Origin of the sequence: Mycolicibacterium arabiense, assembly GCF_010731815.2 — a bacterium.
Lineage (GTDB): Bacteria > Actinomycetota > Actinomycetes > Mycobacteriales > Mycobacteriaceae > Mycobacterium > Mycobacterium arabiense.
In genome coordinates this window covers 5065611-5083696 of sequence record NZ_AP022593.1, presented here as the reverse complement: position 1 = coordinate 5083696, position 18086 = coordinate 5065611, and the positions used below count along the sequence as shown (strand labels likewise).

Sequence of the window (18086 nt, the reverse complement as noted above, 5' to 3'; positions counted from 1 at the left end):
GAACCCCTGCCAGACAGTCGGTTCCGATCGTGTTCGGATTCAGTCAAGTTTAATTGACGTTTGCGTAGAAACCGTATGGGTATGCCACAGCGAGACCTTGGGAGGTAGACGAAATGCCGAATTGGATGTGGATTGTGGTTGCGGCTGCGGTCGTGATCTTCGTCGCGGCGATCATCATCGCCAGCAGAAAGAGCCGCGACACGGACCGGCTGAAGAGTCGATTCGGGCCGGAATACGAGCGGACGGTGTCAGAGGTAGGGGACGAGAAGGCCGCCGAGAAGGAACTCCTCGCCCGTGAGCGGAAGCGAAACGAGCTGGAGATTCGCCCGCTCGCGCCGGCGGTACTGGACGGCTACCTCACTCGTTGGCGGGCGGTGCAGACGGCGTTCGTCGACCACCCGTCGAGTGCCGTCGGAGAAGCCGACCTGCTCGTCACCGAGGTGATGCGGGACCGCGGTTATCCCGTCGACGACTTCGACCGGCAGGCCGCCGACATCTCGGTCGACCATCCGACCGTCGTCGCCGATTACCGCGCCGCACACGACATCCACCTTGCGCAGCAAAGGGGCGACGTCGGTACCGAACAACAGCGTCAAGCGTTCGTGCACTACCGGGCGCTGTTCACGAAATTGCTCGAAGTCGAGAACGACAAGTCACAGGAGGCAAGCGCATGACCACCCACGATCAGCACACCCCACTGCCCGGTTCCGATCCGTCGCAGCCGATCGACCGGCAGGACTTCGGGGCAGGACAGGCACAGCCATCGTCCGAGTACCCCGCACAGCAGCCGTCGTCGGGATATCCCGCGCAGCCCTCGTCGGAGTGGTCGGCACAACCGTCCTCGGAGTCGGCGGTGCAGCCGTCGTCGGAACGGATGTCCCAGCCGGGCACGACGATGGATGCGGATGTCGCACAGCATGACTCGTCGGCCTTCGGCAGCACGGACGCCGACACGAACAGAGGCACGACCGACGCCTCCGCCGGCCAGGCGGCCTCCGGAGGCAATGACCACGACCTGTTCGCCGATGACGAACTGGCAGGACTGCGCGCCCGCTGGGACAACGTTCAGGCGAGCTTCGTCGACGATCCCAAGGAATGCGTCCAGAAGGCCGACGGTCTGGTGGCCGATCTGGTCGAGCAGCTGACGCGAAGCTTCTCGCATTCGCGTTCACAGCTGGAGGAGCAGTGGGTCCGCGGTGAGGATGCCTCGACCGAGGATCTGCGCATCACGCTCAAGCGCTACCGCGAATTCTTCGATCGCCTGCTGGCGGTCTGAGCGTCCGTCCCCCTGCTGCCGCCCTGCCCAACGGCAGGGCGGCAGTTGGCGTCAGGCGGACGTCGCCAGCACCCGGCTGTCCTCGGCGGCGAAGGTGTCCTCCAAGTGCAGCGGTGAGTAGTCGACGTCGATCTCCGCCAGCGGGCGGCCTCGCGCACTGCTGATCGTGCCGAAGCGGCGCATCCCCTTGTCGGCCGCGTACTGCTGGAACTCGTCCTTGGCGAAGCCGAACGGGATTTCGTCGTAGAGCGCGAACGAGTCGTCGGTGTTCTTCAGCGCCAACGGAATCAGCTCGTTCATCCGGTTCTCGAACACGCCCCAGTTGCCGTCGTCGGCGGCCACGTGCCTGCGGCAGGTGAACGTGCCCCACGCCATGTGGCGGCGCTCGTCATCGCCAATGCGCCGGACCAGCTCCTGCATCCCCGGGAGAACGTGCCGATCGATGCAAATCCGGTGCCAGGCATAGTATCCGGTCAAAGCCATCATGCCCTCGATGACGTGGTTGTAGGTCACCGAGGCCCGGACCTGCGCTGCGGGCGACGGGTCGGTGGCAAGTGCATCGAGCGACGCCGGCAATTCCTCGTAGAACATCTGCCGGTAGGACGGCAGATCGTCGAGGTAGCCCTGCAGGTCGTCGGTCATCCCGACGGCGTCGAGCCACATGCGGAACACCTGCGTGTGCTTGGCCTCCTCGAAGGCGAACTGCGTCAGGTACATCTCGTCGCCGAGTCGGCCTTCGGCGCGCATCGCAGCCATGAAGGGCTGGATGTCCTGTGTGACCGCCTCCTCCCCCGCGATGAACTGCGCGCAGAGCCGGGTCGCCCACTCGCGCTCAAGGGTGGAGAGCGACTCCCAGTCGGCGCGGTCGCGGGAGAAGTCTATGTCGGCAGGGTTCCAGAACTTCGCATTGCCACCCGCGAAGAGCTTGAGCGGCATGCTGTTCCAGTTCAGCCCGCCGGCGGCGAGTGAGTCCGAGTGCGTTCTGGTCATGGTGCTGCCTCCTGGGTCGAGTACTTGGGCGCTACGGGGATGGGTTGAAACGCCGCTGCGAGGACGGCGACGTACCGGCGCACGGCCAGCGCCGGTTGTTCGGGCGACAGTTCGTCGAGGCCGAGGATGGGGTCCAGTCCGCGCACGTACGGGGCCAGCGCGAGGTGCGGCAAGATCATCAACAGGAGCGAGAGCAGGGTTTCGACGTCGGCGTCCGGTCGCAGATCGCCGCGGGCCCGGGCGTCCTGAATCAGCGGACGCAGGACGTCGAGGTAGTGGCGGTGCACGACGGCCCGGACACTGACCCGGGCGTCGGTCTCCAATTCGAAGTTGGCCGCGGCGTGCAGCTTTCGCTCCCGCGGGTGGTCGGCGAAGTAGGCGACCCACGCGTCGAGCAGATCGGCGAGGAACTCGAAGAAGGGCCGACTGGCGTCGAGGTCGCGGATGCGGTCCTCCATGTAGCGGCGCACGCGCTGACTGGCCACGTCGGTGATGAACGCGTAGAGATCGCGCTTGTCGGCGAAGTACTGGAACAGACTGCCCTTGGCGACGCCCGCACGGCGGGCGATGACGTTGAGACTTCCGCCGGAGAAGCCGTGCGCGGCGAACTCCGCCTCTGCGGCTGCAATCACCGCTGCCCGCCGCTCGCCGTCGAGCCGGGCCCATGTCACCGTCGGCATCTCGCCTCCACGTCTCTATGACCACTGGTCATATTACTGTGATCGGCGCCACAGTCAATGGGGCAGTGCGATCGCTAGGGGAGGAATCGGCCGAGCGCGCCCAGTAGACTCCCGTTGCGTGAGCAAGCACTCGGCGGCCCGTGGTCTCCTGGCGGCGACGATGGCCTTCACCGCGGCCGGCGTCGTGTTCGCAGCTCCGGCCGACGCGGGGTGCGAGACTCACGACGAGTACCAGTACTGCGACATGCCCATTCAGCCCGATGGCACCTTCGATCGCTGCCTGATCGTCTTCGGCTACGGCGTCAGCGGCGTCGGCAAGCACCGCGATGGCCGGTTGAAGTGCTACCGGATCGACCCGTCGAAGTTCTACCCCTGGGGCGAGCCGCGGTATCACATCGATCCGTAGCGACGGGTCGTCGACTCACAGTCGGCGGAGGTCAACCGGGAGTGCATCGGCCGGTGTCGGACCCGTACCCCACGTCAGCGGGATCGCCTGGGCTGCGGGCGTTCAGCGCAGACAGGCCGCGATTGCCTCGTCGAGGATGTTCAAACCCGCATCGAGTTCCGCCTCGGCAATGGTCAAGGGTGGGGCGATCCGGAAGATGCCACCCATGCCGGGCAGCTGCACGATGTTCATGTGCAGCCCGCGTCGAAGGCACTCGGCCGTGACGCGCGCACCGAGTTCCTCCGCGGGTACCTTGCCCACCTTGTCGGCGACCAACTCGATGCCCTGCAACAAGCCCCTCCCTCGGACGTCGCCGACCTGTTCGTGGCGCTCCCTGAGTGCTGCCAAGCGGGTCCCAAGGTGCCGGCCGAACCGGGCGGCGCGGTCGACGAGGCCGTCCCGCTCGACGACGGTGAGCACAGTCGACGCAACGGCCGCGGCGAGCGGATCCGACACGTGGGTGGTGAAGAACAGGAATCCTCGTTCGTGGCAGACGCTTTCGATCTCGTCGCTGGTGACGACGGCGGCGACGGGCAGGCCCGCGCCGAGAGTCTTGGACAGCGTCAGCAGGTCGGGCACGATGCCATCACGTTGGAAGGCGTACATCGTGCCGGTGCGGCCGACTCCGGTCTGCGCCTCGTCGACGACCAGGAGCATGCCGCGTTCGACGCAGAGTTCCTTGAGCCGGGCGAGGTATCCCGGTGGCGGCTCGATGATGCCGCCCGAGGACAAGATGGGTTCGACGAGGCATGCGGCGAGGCTGCCCGAGGATTGCGCGTCGACGATCGCGAAGCCGTACTCGAGTTCGGATCGCCAGTCGTAGCTGCCGTCTGGGTGCCGGAACGGCGACCTGTAGGCGTTCGGCGTCGGCAGGGTCAGATTCCCGGGCATGGGTGGGCCGTAGCCGCGGCGGCCCGCGCTGAAGGTCGCCGATGCCGCACCGGAGGTCATGCCGTGCCACGACCGGTCGAACGACACGACCTCGTACTTGCCGGTGTACAGCTTCGCCATCTTGATGGCGGCCTCGTTGGACTCCGCGCCCGTGGTGAGGAGCAAGACCTTGCTCAGCGAGGCGGGCAGGGTTGCCGCCAGCTTCGCCGACACCTCCACCACCGGCTCGCTGAGCATTCCGCTGAAGAGGTGGTCGAGGGTGGCGACCGCCGTCGACACCGTGGCCACCACGTCGGGATGGGAGTGACCCAGCACCGAACTCATCTGCCCGGAGGTGAAGTCGAGGATCGCCGAGCCGTTCTCGTCGTAGACGTAGCTTCCGTTGCCGGTGTGATGACTCGCGGGACGAAGGTGGCCCCGTAGCGAACGACGTGCTGCTCGGCACTCTTCCAGAATTCCGCGGTGTCCACGCGACGAGTATGCCGTTGGTCGCGGCTGGGGACAGGGCTTCGTCCTTGAGCATACGAAGTTCTATCCGGTGCGCTCACGGCTCTTGTTTTCAGTGTTCTCTGCGCCCTATCCGACAAGCAGTCCCCCGCAGGGTTGCCTACGCATTGCGCACGGGAACACATTCCGACGCTGTGCCCAAGAGTGCCAATTGCGTATGAATACAGAGACGGCACGGTGCCGCCCAGCATCGACGAGGAGTGGCTGCGGTGCGCGTCACCCGAACGCTGCCGACGGCGGACATCGGGTGCGGCTCGCCGACCGATTAGTGCCTGATGAGCGCTGCGTACGCTCGCTCCCGCTCGGTCAGCTCCTCCGAGGTGACCGCGCCGAACTCCGCTGCCTCGCGCGCGAACCGCTCGGCCGCGTCGGACATCGAATCGGGGCCCGAGAGCCGAAAGCAACTCGGCGCCAGCGGCCCGAAGAGTAGTGCGCGTCGCAGCAGCGGCCAGTCGTCCAAGCTGGGCTCGACGCCGGCCGCCCGGGCGAAGGCCACTGCCGCCAGATTCATGCGCGTCTTCTGCGGAGTCCCCCTACGCGCGCGATAGACCTCGACCGACGACCGCTGTTCGGCCTCGCTCGTCGGCGCGACGGCCCCGCCCCAGCTGTAGGCGATCCACCGCGCCTGCAATTCCAGGGGCACGAAGTAGCCGCCCGACTGATCCCACATGCCGACGAAGGCAAGCCCGGGGAGATCCGGATGGAAGGTGTGGCGATCGGCGTCGAGGTGGATGTCATCGAGGTCGAGTGTCGCGCGGATGCCGTCGTCGAGGAAGGGCAGCGACATGGTGAATCCAGTGCCCATGATGATGGCGTCGACGTCCTCGGTGGAGCCGTCTGCGAACGTCACCGCGGTATCGGCGATCGATTCCATCCACGGCCGCACCGTGATTCGGCCCTCGGCCACGAGCGGCAGGTAACCCTGGTTGAGGGTGACACCCGCGGCGAACAGTGACGGGTCGGGTGCCGGAGCGCCGTACTGCTCAGGGCTGCCGCCCGCCTCCACGATGATCTCCTTCAGCTGGCGGTCGACCTCAGCCGGTGGCAGGACCTCGTTGGCCAGCACCCCGAACCGCGTGAAGATCCGATGGTCGGACGGGACGCCCGCGGCGAACTTGGCTAGGACGTAGCGTTGGCGCCGTTGCGTCACCACCACGCGGGCGGCGCCGAGTATCGCGAGATCCGCAGCAATCTCCAGGGCGCTGACCGCGCAGCCCGCCACCAGAACCCGTCGTCCCGCGAAGTCCGACGGGCCGCGGTAGTCGTAGGTGGAGATGACCCCGAGTGCGCCGGCGAAGGTGTCCAGACCAGGCACGGCGGGGATGGCGGGTGAGTGGAACCGTCCACTGGCCACCACTGCCCGGTCGAATACCTCCGCACCGCCGCGGTGGCGTATCCGCCATCCCGAACCTTCTCTGCTCAGTTCGTCGATCCGGGTGTTCAAGTGGATCCGTTCGGTCATCCCGAACATGTCGGCGTACCGGTGAAGGTACTCGAGTATCTGCTGGTTCGACGGATACACCTCGTCGCACTGATGCTCTAGATCGCTGAAGGCGGTGAGCACCCGACTGGTGTTGGTGTGCATCGTCGGCCACACCCCGCTGCGGCCGGGCGTGCCTGACCACTGCCCGCCGACGTCCGAGCCCTGCTCGAAGATCGTCGGCTCGAAGCCCTGCGCCAGCAGCCAGCGTGCCGTCACCAGACCGCCGGGCCCAGCCCCAATGATGGCCACGCGCTCACTCATCGGGGAACTGTCGCACGTGTGTGCCCCCAGTCGGACTCGAACCGACACTTGGCGGATTTTAAGTCCGCTGCCTCTGCCAATTGGGCTATGGGGGCTTTGCAGCTCAGCGGGTTTTTCGGGTCATTTCGTCTTCATTCTGACGCGCTAAATACCGCAGTGATACCGCAGTGCTATCGATGGCCTTGCCCAGAGCATCGGCCACGCCGCTCAAATCGTCGTTGAGCAGGTGGCCGTAACGGTCAAGCGTCATCGACGCGGTCGCGTGCCCCAGGAGTCTCTGCACGACCTTGACGTTAGCGCCTGCGCTGATCGCCAGGGACGCCGTGGTGTGTCGTAGGCCGTGGGGTACCAACCCTTCGATCCCAACTTCGTCGCACGCATTGTCGAACGCCCAGCGATACTCGCCGAGCGGCAAGAACCCACCCTTGCGGCTTGGAAACACCAGATCATTCGGTTCGGTGGGTAGTTCCGCGTGGAGCCGCTGCCACACCGGTTCCGGCACTGGCACATGACGATCCCGCTTCGTCTTGGTGGTCGACTCGACGATGCCGCGACCGGTGACCGCCGTCGCCGACGACCTCACGGTCAGAACTCGATCCCCCACATGCCGGCGTCGCAGTGCGACGGCCTCACCGAACCGGAGGCCGCAGTACCCCAGCACCAACGTCAGCGTTTCAAATCGGTCTGCGGCCTTGGCCAGCAACAGCAGCTCGGCATGGCTCAGGTAGCGCCGCTCACGCTCGTGTTGTTCAGGTAGATCTTCGTCCCGCTTGATCTCTAGTGCGACGTTCTTCGCGACCTTGCCGGTCCGTTGGGCGTACTTGAGGACCGCGCCGACCAACTGGTGCGTCTGAGTGATTCGACTTGCCGATAGACCGGATCCGCGCTGCCCGCCATCGATTGACAGCGCCCCCAGCCACGTTGAATAAGACTCGTAGTCAAGCCGTTTCAGCGGGACACCTTCCCACCTCGGCAAGATCACGGTATCAAGCAACGAGCGATAGCCTGCAACGGTTTTCGGCTTTCGATGCTGTTTGGTGGCGAACCACTGCTCGGCGACCGATCCGAACGTCTCTGAACTCTTCCGCGGATCGACATACTCGCCGCGGTGAACATCAGCGGTCAGCCCGTTGAGGTAAGCCTGCGCATCCGGCTTGCGCTGGAAGATCTTCGTGCGCTCGGCGCCCGTGCTGTCGACCCACCGGACACGCCAACGCGAAACCTTGCCGTAGACAGCAGAACGTTCCGTCCGCATGGTGCCGTCCGGTTCCTTGACGCGCTTGTGCCAGCGGTCGTCGATACCCGCGCGCTCGTTCCGCGTGATCACGCCTCGAACATACCGCAGTGAATCCGTAGCACTCATCCGCTTTGTTTTCATGGCTGGAGCGGCGACTCGACAGAGCACAAGCAGATTGCAGACGAATATGACTGTGGTGGTGGACAAGAAGCCGAGACCGTTCGCACTCTTAGACCATTAACGGAGATGTTCGATTCAGGAGGAATCGCATGGAACTGCTCGACGCGAAACAGGTCTCGGAGATGACGGGTGTCCCGATCGGCACCCTGCGCTACTGGCGTCATTCTGATATCGGCCCCGCCAGCTTCACGCTGGGACGGCGTGTCGTTTACCGCCGTGATGAGGTGTTGCGCTGGATCTCGCAGCGCGAGAAAGCAACGCGACGCGGAGGCGGCGACGCCGCGTGATGCCCGAACACAAGAAAGACCTCGGGGACTAGCCGAGGCCTTTCGTTTGAACCACCCGATCGCTCGACACGGAAGTTCGTCATGAGGATACTTCGTCATGCCCGACTACAGAAGCGCCTCGGGCAGGAAAACCCGTGACCGACAATGGCGAGACGGACAAGAAGTCGGTAGCCGCGCGCTTGGTAGCCATGGCGCAGGAACGCTATTGCCTCGGCGTCTCCGAGGACGGTGAACCCTTCGGTGCCGAACGTACGCGGCCGCACCTGGCAATGCTGCTACGCGCTGGCAAGGCCGGCCTGCGCGCCGAACTCGCTTCGCGCTACTTCCACGACACCGGCACCGTCGCCGGTGGCCAGGCGCTCACCGACGCCACGTTGATCCTCGAAGGGATGGCCGCCAGTAAGGCTCCGGAGAAGTTGCATCTGCGCGTCGCAGAACTGGACGGCATCAACTACATCGATACCGGACGACCTGACGGCAAGGTGATCCGCATCGGCCAGGGACGCTGGATGATCACCGATTCCGCCCCGGTTCGTTTTCTGCGAAGCAAGCTGACGGCGGCGATGCCACTGCCGTCGGTGGGCGATTTGGATCGACTTTGGGATTTCGTCAACATCAACGTTGAGGACCGGCCCGTCCTCCTCGCGGTGCTCGTTGCGGCGCTCGTCCAGTGCGATGTCCCGCATCCTGTGTTGGCACTCTTCGCCGAACAAGGCGGCGCCAAGAGCACGACGACGCGCATGCTTGTCGATCTGATCGACCCCTCCCCGGTCCCGTTGCGCCAAGCGCCGCGCGACGCTGACTCCTGGGTGACCGCGGCATCCGGGTCGTGGGTAGTCGCCCTCGACAACTTGTCTGCAATCCCGCCGTGGCTGTCGGACTCGCTGTGCCGCGCCGCCACGGGCGACGGCAACGTCAAACGAGCGTTGTACACCGACGCCGACCTCGCAGTCATCAAGTTCCGTCGGTGCGTCATCATCAACGGCATCGACGTCGGCGCGGTGCGACCCGACCTTGCGGAACGACTGGCGACGGTCGAGCTGCGACGCATTGATCGCCACATGCGACAACCGGAGGCCACGATGCAACAACATTGGCGCACGGCTCTACCAGGCATTCTCAGTGGGCTACTCGATCTGGCCGCCCTAGTCCATCAACGGCTTGAGACCATCTCGGTCGATGTGTCGCCCCGGATGGCGGACTTCAGTCGCACGCTGGCGGCCGTGGACGAGATTCTGTCGACCAATGGCTTCCGTCGTTACTTGGCGCGCGCCAACCAACTCTCCGAAGACAGTCTGTCCGCCGACCCGTTCATCGAACGGCTACGCCAACACATCCAAGAACCACTCATCGGAGGATCCGGAGCGGACCTGCTGGCGACAGTGACGCCGGCCGGCGACACCTGGCGCAGGCCCAAGGAGTGGCCCAGGAACGGTCGGGACGTCACAGCACTTCTGAAACGGCACGCGCCCGCGCTTCGAAGCCTTGGCTGGGTAATCGAGGACGACGGCGCGCGGAATCACCGGAACGTGCTGCTGTGGACCGTCTACCCGCCCGCCAAAGATGTGTCGGCAGATCAAGCCTCGCAACCCTCGCGCCCCTCGCTGCTACGGGGCAACCGCATCGGGTTGGCCAACACGGAGATCGCGCCGGACACACTTCCTGGAGAGCCTGTCGGAGATCTAGCCACAGAAGCCTCCTGAAACGCCACCCGCCAGCACTCAATGCGCTGTCTTGTCGGTGCCGGCGAGCATCATCGGAATGGAACCGGGAGGCGATGGTCGTGAGTCTCGAAGACGATGTGAAGAAACTGGCCGACGAGACCGTTGAGGACTGGCCCGACATCCAGTTCTCCGGCGAATTCGGCAAAGCAATCAGGCACCTATTCCGATCGCACTTGCGATTCCCGCCATCCTGGTCCCAGGAAGATTGCGACGAGTACATCGCAGAGAACACGGACATGGCCGCGACCCGTTTGATCACCACGCTCGACGACGTGTGCGACACCGTTGTTGATGACTATGAACGCCAACACCGGATCCGACCCCACCACGACGACGCAAGCGAAATGATCAAGGCCAAGCGTCGATCGGCAATTCACGAGCTCGAGTGGGACATCGAGGACCTGGCAGCCGAACTCGCCGGATGGTCCATTCATAGCCTCGGTCGCGCCGTCGCGAGCATGACCGGATGCAGTCCTGCCAGCCGAAGACACCGCCGCCGCAGGACACGCTGAGCGACTGCTGCCTGGTACGGGGGTGAAGGCCCCATCAACCACGCAACGGATGAACGGCTTTCGAAAGTTCTCTCGCGGCCGTCAGTGTCGGGCGATCCAGTTTCTTGAGTCGCGCTTGTTCTGTCACGCGCGCTAGCAACGCGTGCAGCGCCTCGTCGTTCTCGAGCAAGATGTCGACGGCGTGGAGCGGCGTGATGGGCGCCAGCTCCGGCCTTGCGGACGCCGCAGTCGGCTTGGAGGAGGCAACGGTTTTCCGCACCTCGACGACTCGTATGGGTGACCCGTAGCGCTCTGCGGCCGTACGCGCCGCCGAGGCGTCACGTCGGCACGTGTCGGAACAGTACAGCCGACGACGTCCGCGTCGCGGCCCGTCGTCGAGATCAAGCATCACTGCCTCGCAGCGGACACACCGAGTCGGGTCGTAGGAACCGGCGCCGTCGTCATCACCGCTGAAGGAACGTCGATCGGCATTGTCGGACAGTGGGTCTCTGATCTCGAAATCCCCGTCTTGCGGCGCGGAGCCAGCAGACCGCGTACCCGCGCCCGAGATGCCCGCCATCCCGCGTCCTCCCTCGTCTGCAGTGCGAGCCCTGCGCAGCGCGATTTTGATCTCGCGAACATCGACATCGACAAGCGCAGCGATCTTGACCAACGTCTCGCCCCGACCCCTCATCTGCTCGACGGCGGCCTGCAGACCGGCGAGATGATCTGCACGCCTTTTAGCCCCCTCGGCGCGGACACGCTCCTGCGCCTGATCGAGTCGCACCCGTTCCCATGTATCGACAGCCTCAACTCGGTGCAGCGTCAGTCGGATCGTCGCGGCGGCATCGGCATTGGCGCGCTCACGCCGAGCCCTCTCCTCGTTCATTCTCCGCTGTGCTTCACGGGCTCGGTACCGAGCCCGAAGCTTCTCATTCGAGTTCATACGTTGAACATAGAAACGTGCGGACGGATCGGTCCACGACCACAGCCACATTCATGCCGACGAACGCCCATGATCCGCATTCTTACGCCGCCAGGCCTGTCGACCCACTGAACGTTCCAGCCGACTAGGCCTCGGCGCCATGCCTCTGCCCCAAGCGTCTCCCCGGCGTGCTCGACCACCCGATCCACACACCTCTTGCATTCTGGCGTCCGGACGACGGCTATTCGCCGGACGAAAAAGGCGGTAGATGCGCCGGGTGGTCACTTCGATTGCGTCGGGTTGGCCGTTGCGCAGATCTCTCGCACGTAGCGAGGCGCGATCTGTATGCCAAGGCCCGTGTATCGAGGCCACTTCAATCCCGACAACTGTCGGGCGTGGGACTCCGGCGGGTTCGGCGAATATCGCCACATCAGCTAGTGCCCGTGAGAAGCACGACCCTCGGGCCCCCCGACAGCTGCGTCAGCGGCGACGAGTCCCGCGAGGAAAGCGAGGGCTCGACACGCACTCCGTCTTCTCATTTCGTCCTCAACGCACCCAGCGGTGTCCACTCCGCATCCTGCAGACTGTGCCATGACGGAGACGCCCGAAGCTGAAAGTCACATGCCTTTGATGTTCGCGGCTGCACACTGCGGCAGCGTCTCAGTTCTGACCTGATCCAGGCCGGAAACTATCGGTGTTAATTGCTTGCACGGCGTGCCGCGCCGTTCTCCAAAGGTTGCAGCAGGACCTCATGCGTCGGGCGGCCCAGTACGGTGTGGCCGAGCGATTCTCGGGAGAATGAGACCATCACTTCGTTTGGGGGCAACTCCGTTCCGAACATTTGTCGGGCCGTCGTTGCTTACTAAGTCCCCGGTAGCCTGTTAGTAACACATTCGAGACACGCAGAGCCTGACGCGGTGGGCGACATCGCGTCCGCTGGGTTGCGTGGGTCGCTCCGAGTGGGGTCGCAGCGAATGCGGTCCAGGTTCCGGGAAAAGATGACCTACTGTTCCGATCGAGAAGATCTCAGCGGTGCGCATTCTCGGATGATGCTCTCGAGGTTCTCCTGTACGCGTTCGGGGGCGATGCCGACCGATGGTGAGTACAGCATGATGTGGTCGAGAACGCCTTCGTAGCGGGTAAGCCCGTTGCGGACGTCGTCCGCGGTGCCTGCGACGCCCATGGTGTCGATCATCTTGTCGGACACTGCGGCGAACATCGCCGGGAAATCACGTCGGGCGAAGGCTTCCCGGATCGCCTTGCCCTCGGTGGCGAAGCCGTTCACGTCGAGGACCGTCTCGTAGGACTTGACCGAGGAGTAGAACGCAATCTGTTGGGCCAGTTCGCGTCTGGCGACCTCGGCGTCGTCGTGGATGGCGCACATGACCATGGAGACGACTTCGACGTCACGGGGGTCGCGGTCGGCGTGCGCGGCGCCCTTGGCGATGGCGGGGCGGACAATCTCCTGGACGTAGGTGGTGGTGAATAGGGGATGTCCTGCGAGCCCGTCGGCGACTCTGCCGGCCGCCTCGCACATCCGGGGGCGCACACCGGCGGTGATGATCGGGATCGGCCGGCTGGGGGGTTGGACTTCGCCGGTCGGAACGAGGTTCATCGTGTAGAAGCGGCCCTCGTGGTGGATTGGACCTTCGTGCAGGTTCCAGATGCGGCGCAGCAGCACGACGAGTTCTTCCATCCTCAGCGCGGGTGCGGACGTGTCGGGGACACCGTGCCAATCGCTCATCATCCGTTTGGTGCCGTTGCCGATGCCGAGCACCAGTCGTCCGTGGGAGAGTTCGTCGAGGTCGCGTGCCTCGGTGGCTAGCACCAGGGGGCTTCGGCCGACGCCGTAGAGGATGGAGGACCCGATCCGGCAGTTCTGTGTGCTGTTGGCCATCGCGGCCATGGTGATCGACCCGGAGCGTGAGTAGAACTCGGAGGCCCATGCGGCGTCGAAGCCGGCGTCGTCGGCGGCTCGGGCGGTCTGAGCCATCGATTGCAGGTCCGCGCCGAGAACCGACAGGCCATAGGTGCTCATATTTCGTCTCCTTGGCGAGGGCGAAGGCCGTTGAACATGACGGCGTAGAGGGTGTCGGCGACCACTGTCTCGTCGAGATGGTGATCGGTGACCAGGTACATGAGGGCGTTGATGGTGACGGCACCGAACAGCGCGATCGACGTGGAGCGCGCGTCGGGCTGTTCCACGAGGGATCCGTCGCGGGCTCCTGCGAGTAGCAGAGCCTCTACGGGCTTTTGATAGGCGGTGTTGATCATCTCGGCGATGACGGGCATCCGGGCGGCTCGTCCCAGTTCACCGATGAGTGCACGGCAGACCGCTGGGCGTTGCGCCATCGCCCGCAGCTGCGCACGGATGACGAGTTCGAGGCGTTCGGCACCGGTGCCATCGGTATGGACGATCGCGTTCACGGCCTCGGAGATGTCCTTGAGGAGATCCTCGAGCAGGAACGCGAGGATCTCCTCCTTGCCGGCGAAGTAGTAGTACAGCGTTGCCTTCGGCACGCCGGTTACTGCGGCGACGTCTTCAATCTTGGTGTCGTTGAGCCCCTTCTCGGCGAACAGGTCCGCCGCGGCGGGAAGCCGATTAGAGATCTGACGTGGAACCTTGCGCATCGTCCCTCCCGTTCGCGGAGTTTGGACTCAGAGTCTAAACCTTTGTTGCTCTTCGCCGGTAGCGCTGGACGTCGTCGTGCTGCCGTTCCAGAGAACCGGTGGTCCCCAGGAAGCCGAATCGCCCAAAGTGCCGATCACGGGTCAACTTTCAGTTGATAGTCAACGTCGCGTCGACGCGCCAAGTGATCGACTGGCCCTTTCGAGGGCTCCGACGAGACGCACCTCGGTCTCCGGGAGCATTGCGGCGACCTCGGCTGCAGCTAGGCTGCGGCTGCGCAGCGGCGTGTCAGCATTCGTGGCCGCCGCCGCCAGCGCGGACCACGCCTCGGAGGCGTCTCTGGCTGCCGCCGCGGCATCGGCGGTGGCGGCGTCGTTCAGAAGGTCGGCGATGGTCTGGCAACCCTGCGCCTGCAACGTGCGGAAGAGCCCACCCCCGGTGCCGGCCATCTCGATGAACGCACCGAGCCCGAATAATGCTGCCGTCAGATCCTCGTCGTCGAATGACGTGGACCAAGAACGCAAGTCCTCTGCGAATGCCTGCACGCCCTTCAAGCCCGAAGATCCGACCTCGGCCGCCTCGACGTGCAGTAGCGGCGCACCCGCGGCGTCACCGCGCACGACTGCTGCGCTCGCGCCGAGCGCGTCACTCGCAATCGGACGGAGGTCGGGCACATGGTCCGGCCAATCGACGTGATAGGTGGTGTGCCGGGTGGGGGTGGGGAACCCGACTGAGGACCGCGCTCGTCGTAAATTGTCGTAGGGAACGAGCTGGGTGGTGTCGCGATCGTTGTCGACCACGTGCGCCACCCGTTCCTCGTCGTCGTAACCGACGATGACGATGTCGTGGCGGCTCATATGCAGTCGGACGCGCAGATAGGGGAGCTCGCCGATGTCCGCCCACACCATGACCGGACGGCCCTTGTCGACTTCGTCGGTCACGAATGCCCATCCCACGTCCGGGTCATCGGTAGTTCGCACGACGAACTTCGCGCCCACCCGCGTGAGGTAATCCTGCTCCAAGTCGCCACCCCGCCCCACGAGGTAGGTCTGCGGAGTCAGCTGCGGCGAGCGGACGTAGCAGAAGTCCAGGGCTCCACCGAGGGCGAAGACCAATCCTTCATCGAGGTATTCGGATTCCCAACCGATTTCGGCCCACTCGGTGAGGTCCCGAAGCGCACCCGAACCGCAATGACCTCCCTTCTCGTGCCGGTAGGGAATCTGCACCTTGGTCATTGCCGCCTCCTCGCCTGTCCTGGGTTCCTGAAGCCGATCGACCTTAGGTCTGGGTCAAAGCATCGTGTGGAGTGACCCCCTGGCTGCCCCCGGTGTCGCAGCTGGGCTCGGCCTTCTTCCAGCGTCGTCTCCGATCGCTTCAACTGTGACTCAGAATCGGATGGGCACTTCGATGGAGCGGTCTGGTCGCGTGTCGTCGTGCCCTTCGTCGCCCTGTTCCGGCGTGTGTCACGGGTGATCAGCTCGTCGAACCGGACGCCACGCCGGCCAGCGTCAGTTCGGCTCGGTCGACGGGGGTCTGCTGAGTGATGGCCCGCTTGCTGAACATGAAGTCGCGAGGGCGGTTGACGCAGTCAGCGGCAATGAGTTCGCCGCCACGAAGGTAGAAGCAGGTGAAGTCGCGGTCCTTGGTCGGGTCGCCGCTGAGCACGACTTCGTCGTACCCGGTATTGAGACCGGCGATCTGAAGTTTGAGGTCGTATTGATCTGACCAGAACCATGGAAGTGCTGCGATCTGTTTGGGCTTTCCGCAGATCGTCGCGGCGGCGACCTTGGCTTGCTCGGCCGCGCTTGGCACGGACTCCAGTCGGATGCGGCGGCCGTAGCGGGCCATGTCGTGGCTGGCGCAGTCGCCGGCGGCGACGATGTCGTGGTCGCTGGTCCGGGTCTGGTCGTCGATCACGACGCCGTTGTCGACGGTCAGACCCGCTGCGGCGGCGAGTTCGGTGTTCGGCTGGACTCCTATGCCGACGATGACGAAGTCGGCGGGAATTGATTCGCCGTTGGCCAGGATCACGTCGCGGACCTTGCTGTCGCCGGAGACAGCCGCGACCAGGGCGCCGTTCCGGATGTTGACGCCCTCCTCGCGGTGGATCCGATCGAAGAACTCCGATACCTCTGGGGCGGTGACCCTTTCGAGAACGCGTTCGGTCGCTTCGAGCACAGTGACCTCGAGGCCGAGTGCGCGCAGCGAGGAGGCCGTCTCCAGTCCGATGTAGCCGCCGCCGACGATGACGGCTCGTCGGCTACGGCTGGTCGCCTCGTGAATTCGCTCGACGTCCGCGGCGGTGCGTAGGTAGTGCACTCCGGCCAGTTCGGCTCCTGGGATGCAGAGTCGGCGGGGGCGGGCGCCGGTGCACAGCGCGAGCTTGTCGTAGCGCAGGGTCTCGCCGGTGTTCAGGGCGACGTGTTTGGCCGTGCGGTCGATTGCCTGCACCGTCGCGTCCAGAATCCGGATTTCCTGCTTGGCGTAGAAGTCCGCGCTGCGGATCGGCAGTTCGTCGACCGCGCATCTGCCCGTCAGGTAGGCCTTCGACAGTGGGGGGCGTTGGTAGGGCAGCGCCGACTCCTCGCCGACGAGGACGATCTGACCGGTCCAGCCTTCCTGGCGCAGGCTGGCCACGAGTTGTGCCCCTGCATGGCTGGCCCCAACGATGATGGCCCGCTGCGGTGTCACGCGTCGGACATCGGGGTCAGCCGGACCATCATCTTGCTGATACCCCGCACGAAGTTGGACTGCACGTACTCGGGTTCGCCAATGACCTCGATGTTCTCGAAGCGAGACAGCAGTTCTTCCCAGAGGATGCGCAGCTGAAGCTCTGCCAGCCGGTTGCCCATGCAGCGGTGGACCCCGAAACCAAACGAGATGTGGTTCCGGGCGTTGGCCCGGTCGACGATGAAGTCGTCGGGCCGTTCGAATACGCGCTCGTCGCGATTGCCCGAGGCGTACCACATCACGACCTTGTCGCCCTTGCGGATGAACTGCCCGTTCAACACGGTGTCGGCCTTGGCGATTCGGCGCATGTAGGCCAGCGGCGTCTGCCACCGGATGATTTCCGAGCACATGTTGGGGATCAGGTCGGGGTTTGCCTTCAACTTCTCGAACTGGTCCGGGAACCGGTTCAGCGCAAGAACGCCGCCGCTCATCGAGTTGCGGGTCGTGTCATTGCCGCCGACGATCAGTAACACGAGGTTGCCCAAGAACTCCATCGGTCGGTCGATCAGATCCTTGGTGCTCTCATTGCTCTGCAGCATGGTGATCAAGTCGAAGCCGGGTTCTTCCCCGGCAGCTGTCCGGGCGGCCTTGTCGTGCCAGAGAGTGCTGAGACCTCGCGCCATGTCGCGCATTCCGTTGAACACCTCGTCGTTGTCCGAGGGCCCGCCGTTCGCCTGCTCCATCGACGTCGCGAGATCCGACCAGTGGACGAGCTTGCGACGCTGTTCGTATGGGAAGTCCAGGAGGGTCGCCAGCATCCGAGCGGTCAGTTCGACCGAGACGTTCTGTACCCAGTCGAACCGCTCGTGCACTGGCAAATCATCGAGCACCTCCCGGACGCGCGAGCGAATCAGACCCTCCATCTCACGCAGGTTCTTCGGCGCGACCACCCCTTGAACGGCGGCCCGCTGCCTGTCGTGGCGTGGCGGATCCATCGCGATGAACATCGCGATGTCGAGGAACCGAGGCGGGACACCGATGACGATGAACGGCTCGGCGGAGAAGACCTCGTGGTTCTTGTCGACGGCCACGATGTCGGCGTGACGCGTGACGGACCAGAACGGACCGAACGGGCTATTGGGCTGATAGTGGACCGGAGCCTCGTTGCGCAAACGTTCGAAGTAGGACTGCCAGCGCCCCTGCCGGTATAGGAAGGGGTTGCTGACGTCGATGTCGGCGAGTTCCACGTCTTCCACCGGGGGGATGGGCTTCTCGACGAAGATCTTCTCTCCGTTCGTGCGGGTGAGCCATCGCCGGGCCTTGTCGTACAGGTGCGCGCCTTGGATTTGGCGCTCGATCGGGATGCTCGACTGAACTCTGTCGGTGATTGCTCCGGGAATGCTCATCACG

16 protein-coding genes, 1 tRNA gene and 1 pseudogene are annotated in these 18086 nt (G+C 64.7%); 6 read left to right on the top strand and 12 right to left on the bottom strand.

Going from position 1 to position 18086, the window contains the following annotated elements; all coding sequences use genetic code 11:
• Window positions 1–113: 113 nt before the first annotated feature.
• Together G6N61_RS26165 and G6N61_RS31015 are read left to right on the top strand one after the other, a co-directional pair.
• On the top strand, window positions 114–674 hold the full coding sequence (locus tag G6N61_RS26165; RefSeq protein ID WP_163923201.1) for a hypothetical protein: 561 nt from the start codon (window positions 114–116) through the stop codon (window positions 672–674).
• Entirely contained in the window at window positions 671–1276 is a 606-nt protein-coding gene (locus tag G6N61_RS31015) for a hypothetical protein (RefSeq protein WP_235887311.1), read from the top strand. Before G6N61_RS26165 ends, G6N61_RS31015 begins: the two co-directional genes overlap by 4 nt.
• Before the next feature lie 51 nt (window positions 1277–1327).
• On the opposite strand, the gene G6N61_RS26155 is transcribed toward G6N61_RS31015, so the two are convergent.
• Both G6N61_RS26155 and G6N61_RS26150 read right to left on the bottom strand, forming a co-directional pair.
• Window positions 1328–2266: a R2-like ligand-binding oxidase gene (locus G6N61_RS26155; RefSeq protein ID WP_163923198.1), complete on the bottom strand. Its 939-nt coding sequence runs from the start codon at window positions 2264–2266 to the stop codon at window positions 1328–1330.
• The gene (locus G6N61_RS26150; protein ID WP_163923195.1) at window positions 2263–2946 is read right to left on the bottom strand and encodes a TetR family transcriptional regulator; all 684 of its coding nucleotides are present in this window, start codon (window positions 2944–2946) and stop codon (window positions 2263–2265) included. The genes G6N61_RS26155 and G6N61_RS26150 overlap by 4 nt, the downstream gene beginning before the upstream one ends.
• Window positions 2947–3064: 118 nt before the next feature.
• On the opposite strand from G6N61_RS26150, the gene G6N61_RS26145 reads away from it, so the two are divergent.
• Complete coding sequence (locus tag G6N61_RS26145) at window positions 3065–3352, top strand: CDGP domain-containing protein (RefSeq protein WP_163923192.1); 288 nt, start codon at window positions 3065–3067, stop codon at window positions 3350–3352.
• Between the two features lie 102 nt (window positions 3353–3454).
• Here the strand turns inward: G6N61_RS26145 and G6N61_RS26140 are convergent.
• The 4 genes and pseudogenes from G6N61_RS26140 to G6N61_RS26125 form a co-directional block, all read right to left on the bottom strand.
• Window positions 3455–4752 (bottom strand): annotated as a pseudogene (locus G6N61_RS26140) (aspartate aminotransferase family protein).
• Between the two features lie 302 nt (window positions 4753–5054).
• A complete protein-coding gene (locus G6N61_RS26135; protein ID WP_163923189.1) occupies window positions 5055–6533 on the bottom strand; it encodes a flavin-containing monooxygenase in 1479 nt (492 codons plus the stop codon).
• A 21-nt stretch (window positions 6534–6554) separates the two neighbouring features.
• A tRNA-Leu gene (locus G6N61_RS26130) sits at window positions 6555–6628 on the bottom strand.
• Between the two features lie 8 nt (window positions 6629–6636).
• Window positions 6637–7860, bottom strand: a complete 1224-nt coding sequence (locus G6N61_RS26125; protein WP_163923186.1) for a tyrosine-type recombinase/integrase — start codon at window positions 7858–7860, stop codon at window positions 6637–6639.
• Between the two features lie 179 nt (window positions 7861–8039).
• Between G6N61_RS26125 and G6N61_RS26120 the strand changes: the two genes are divergently transcribed.
• The 3 genes from G6N61_RS26120 to G6N61_RS26110 all read left to right on the top strand — a co-directional run bounded on the left by G6N61_RS26120 (window position 8040) and on the right by G6N61_RS26110 (window position 10473).
• Window positions 8040–8237, top strand: a complete 198-nt coding sequence (locus tag G6N61_RS26120) for a helix-turn-helix transcriptional regulator (protein WP_163923183.1) — start codon at window positions 8040–8042, stop codon at window positions 8235–8237.
• 134 nt (window positions 8238–8371) lie between these two features.
• Window positions 8372–9940, top strand: coding sequence for an AICE element replication initiation protein (locus G6N61_RS26115; protein ID WP_235887310.1), 1569 nt, complete (start codon window positions 8372–8374; stop codon window positions 9938–9940).
• A gap of 74 nt (window positions 9941–10014) precedes the next feature.
• Window positions 10015–10473 carry a transposase gene (locus G6N61_RS26110; RefSeq protein WP_407666315.1) on the top strand — a complete coding sequence of 153 codons (459 nt, stop codon included), beginning with the start codon at window positions 10015–10017 and terminating at the stop codon, window positions 10471–10473.
• Window positions 10474–10507: 34 nt separating this feature from the next.
• On the opposite strand, the gene G6N61_RS26105 is transcribed toward G6N61_RS26110, so the two are convergent.
• From G6N61_RS26105 to G6N61_RS26080, 6 genes are all read right to left on the bottom strand, one after another.
• Window positions 10508–11341, bottom strand: coding sequence for a hypothetical protein (locus tag G6N61_RS26105; protein ID WP_235887309.1), 834 nt, complete (start codon window positions 11339–11341; stop codon window positions 10508–10510).
• A gap of 1039 nt (window positions 11342–12380) precedes the next feature.
• Window positions 12381–13415, bottom strand: coding sequence for an LLM class flavin-dependent oxidoreductase (locus G6N61_RS26100; RefSeq protein ID WP_163923174.1), 1035 nt, complete (start codon window positions 13413–13415; stop codon window positions 12381–12383).
• Window positions 13412–14008, bottom strand: a complete 597-nt coding sequence (locus tag G6N61_RS26095) for a TetR/AcrR family transcriptional regulator (RefSeq protein WP_163923171.1) — start codon at window positions 14006–14008, stop codon at window positions 13412–13414. Before G6N61_RS26095 ends, G6N61_RS26100 begins: the two co-directional genes overlap by 4 nt.
• Window positions 14009–14167: 159 nt before the next feature.
• Window positions 14168–15241, bottom strand: a complete 1074-nt coding sequence (locus tag G6N61_RS26090; protein WP_163923167.1) for a BtrH N-terminal domain-containing protein — start codon at window positions 15239–15241, stop codon at window positions 14168–14170.
• Between the two features lie 238 nt (window positions 15242–15479).
• Window positions 15480–16697 (bottom strand): NAD(P)/FAD-dependent oxidoreductase, encoded by a 1218-nt coding sequence (locus tag G6N61_RS26085; RefSeq protein ID WP_163923164.1) that lies wholly within the window; start codon window positions 16695–16697, stop codon window positions 15480–15482.
• Complete coding sequence (locus G6N61_RS26080) at window positions 16694–18082, bottom strand: cytochrome P450 (protein WP_163923161.1); 1389 nt, start codon at window positions 18080–18082, stop codon at window positions 16694–16696. The genes G6N61_RS26085 and G6N61_RS26080 overlap by 4 nt, the downstream gene beginning before the upstream one ends.
• Window positions 18083–18086: the final 4 nt, after the last annotated feature.

What these genes read in the sequence shown, in the direction of transcription:
- G6N61_RS26135 (WP_163923189.1), bottom strand. Translation starts at nt 6,533, where the DNA reads ATGAGTGAGCGCGTGGCCATCATTGGGGCTGGGCCCGGCGGTCTGGTG.
- G6N61_RS31015 (WP_235887311.1), top strand. Translation starts at nt 671, where the DNA reads ATGACCACCCACGATCAGCACACCCCACTGCCCGGTTCCGATCCGTCG.
- G6N61_RS26095 (WP_163923171.1), bottom strand. Translation starts at nt 14,008, where the DNA reads ATGCGCAAGGTTCCACGTCAGATCTCTAATCGGCTTCCCGCCGCGGCG.
- G6N61_RS26105 (WP_235887309.1), bottom strand. Translation starts at nt 11,341, where the DNA reads ATGAACGAGGAGAGGGCTCGGCGTGAGCGCGCCAATGCCGATGCCGCC.
- G6N61_RS26100 (WP_163923174.1), bottom strand. Translation starts at nt 13,415, where the DNA reads ATGAGCACCTATGGCCTGTCGGTTCTCGGCGCGGACCTGCAATCGATG.
- G6N61_RS26150 (WP_163923195.1), bottom strand. Translation starts at nt 2,946, where the DNA reads ATGCCGACGGTGACATGGGCCCGGCTCGACGGCGAGCGGCGGGCAGCG.
- G6N61_RS26080 (WP_163923161.1), bottom strand. Translation starts at nt 18,082, where the DNA reads ATGAGCATTCCCGGAGCAATCACCGACAGAGTTCAGTCGAGCATCCCG.
- G6N61_RS26110 (WP_407666315.1), top strand. Translation starts at nt 10,015, where the DNA reads ATGGTCGTGAGTCTCGAAGACGATGTGAAGAAACTGGCCGACGAGACC.
- G6N61_RS26090 (WP_163923167.1), bottom strand. Translation starts at nt 15,241, where the DNA reads ATGACCAAGGTGCAGATTCCCTACCGGCACGAGAAGGGAGGTCATTGC.
- G6N61_RS26120 (WP_163923183.1), top strand. Translation starts at nt 8,040, where the DNA reads ATGGAACTGCTCGACGCGAAACAGGTCTCGGAGATGACGGGTGTCCCG.
- G6N61_RS26165 (WP_163923201.1), top strand. Translation starts at nt 114, where the DNA reads ATGCCGAATTGGATGTGGATTGTGGTTGCGGCTGCGGTCGTGATCTTC.
- G6N61_RS26155 (WP_163923198.1), bottom strand. Translation starts at nt 2,266, where the DNA reads ATGACCAGAACGCACTCGGACTCACTCGCCGCCGGCGGGCTGAACTGG.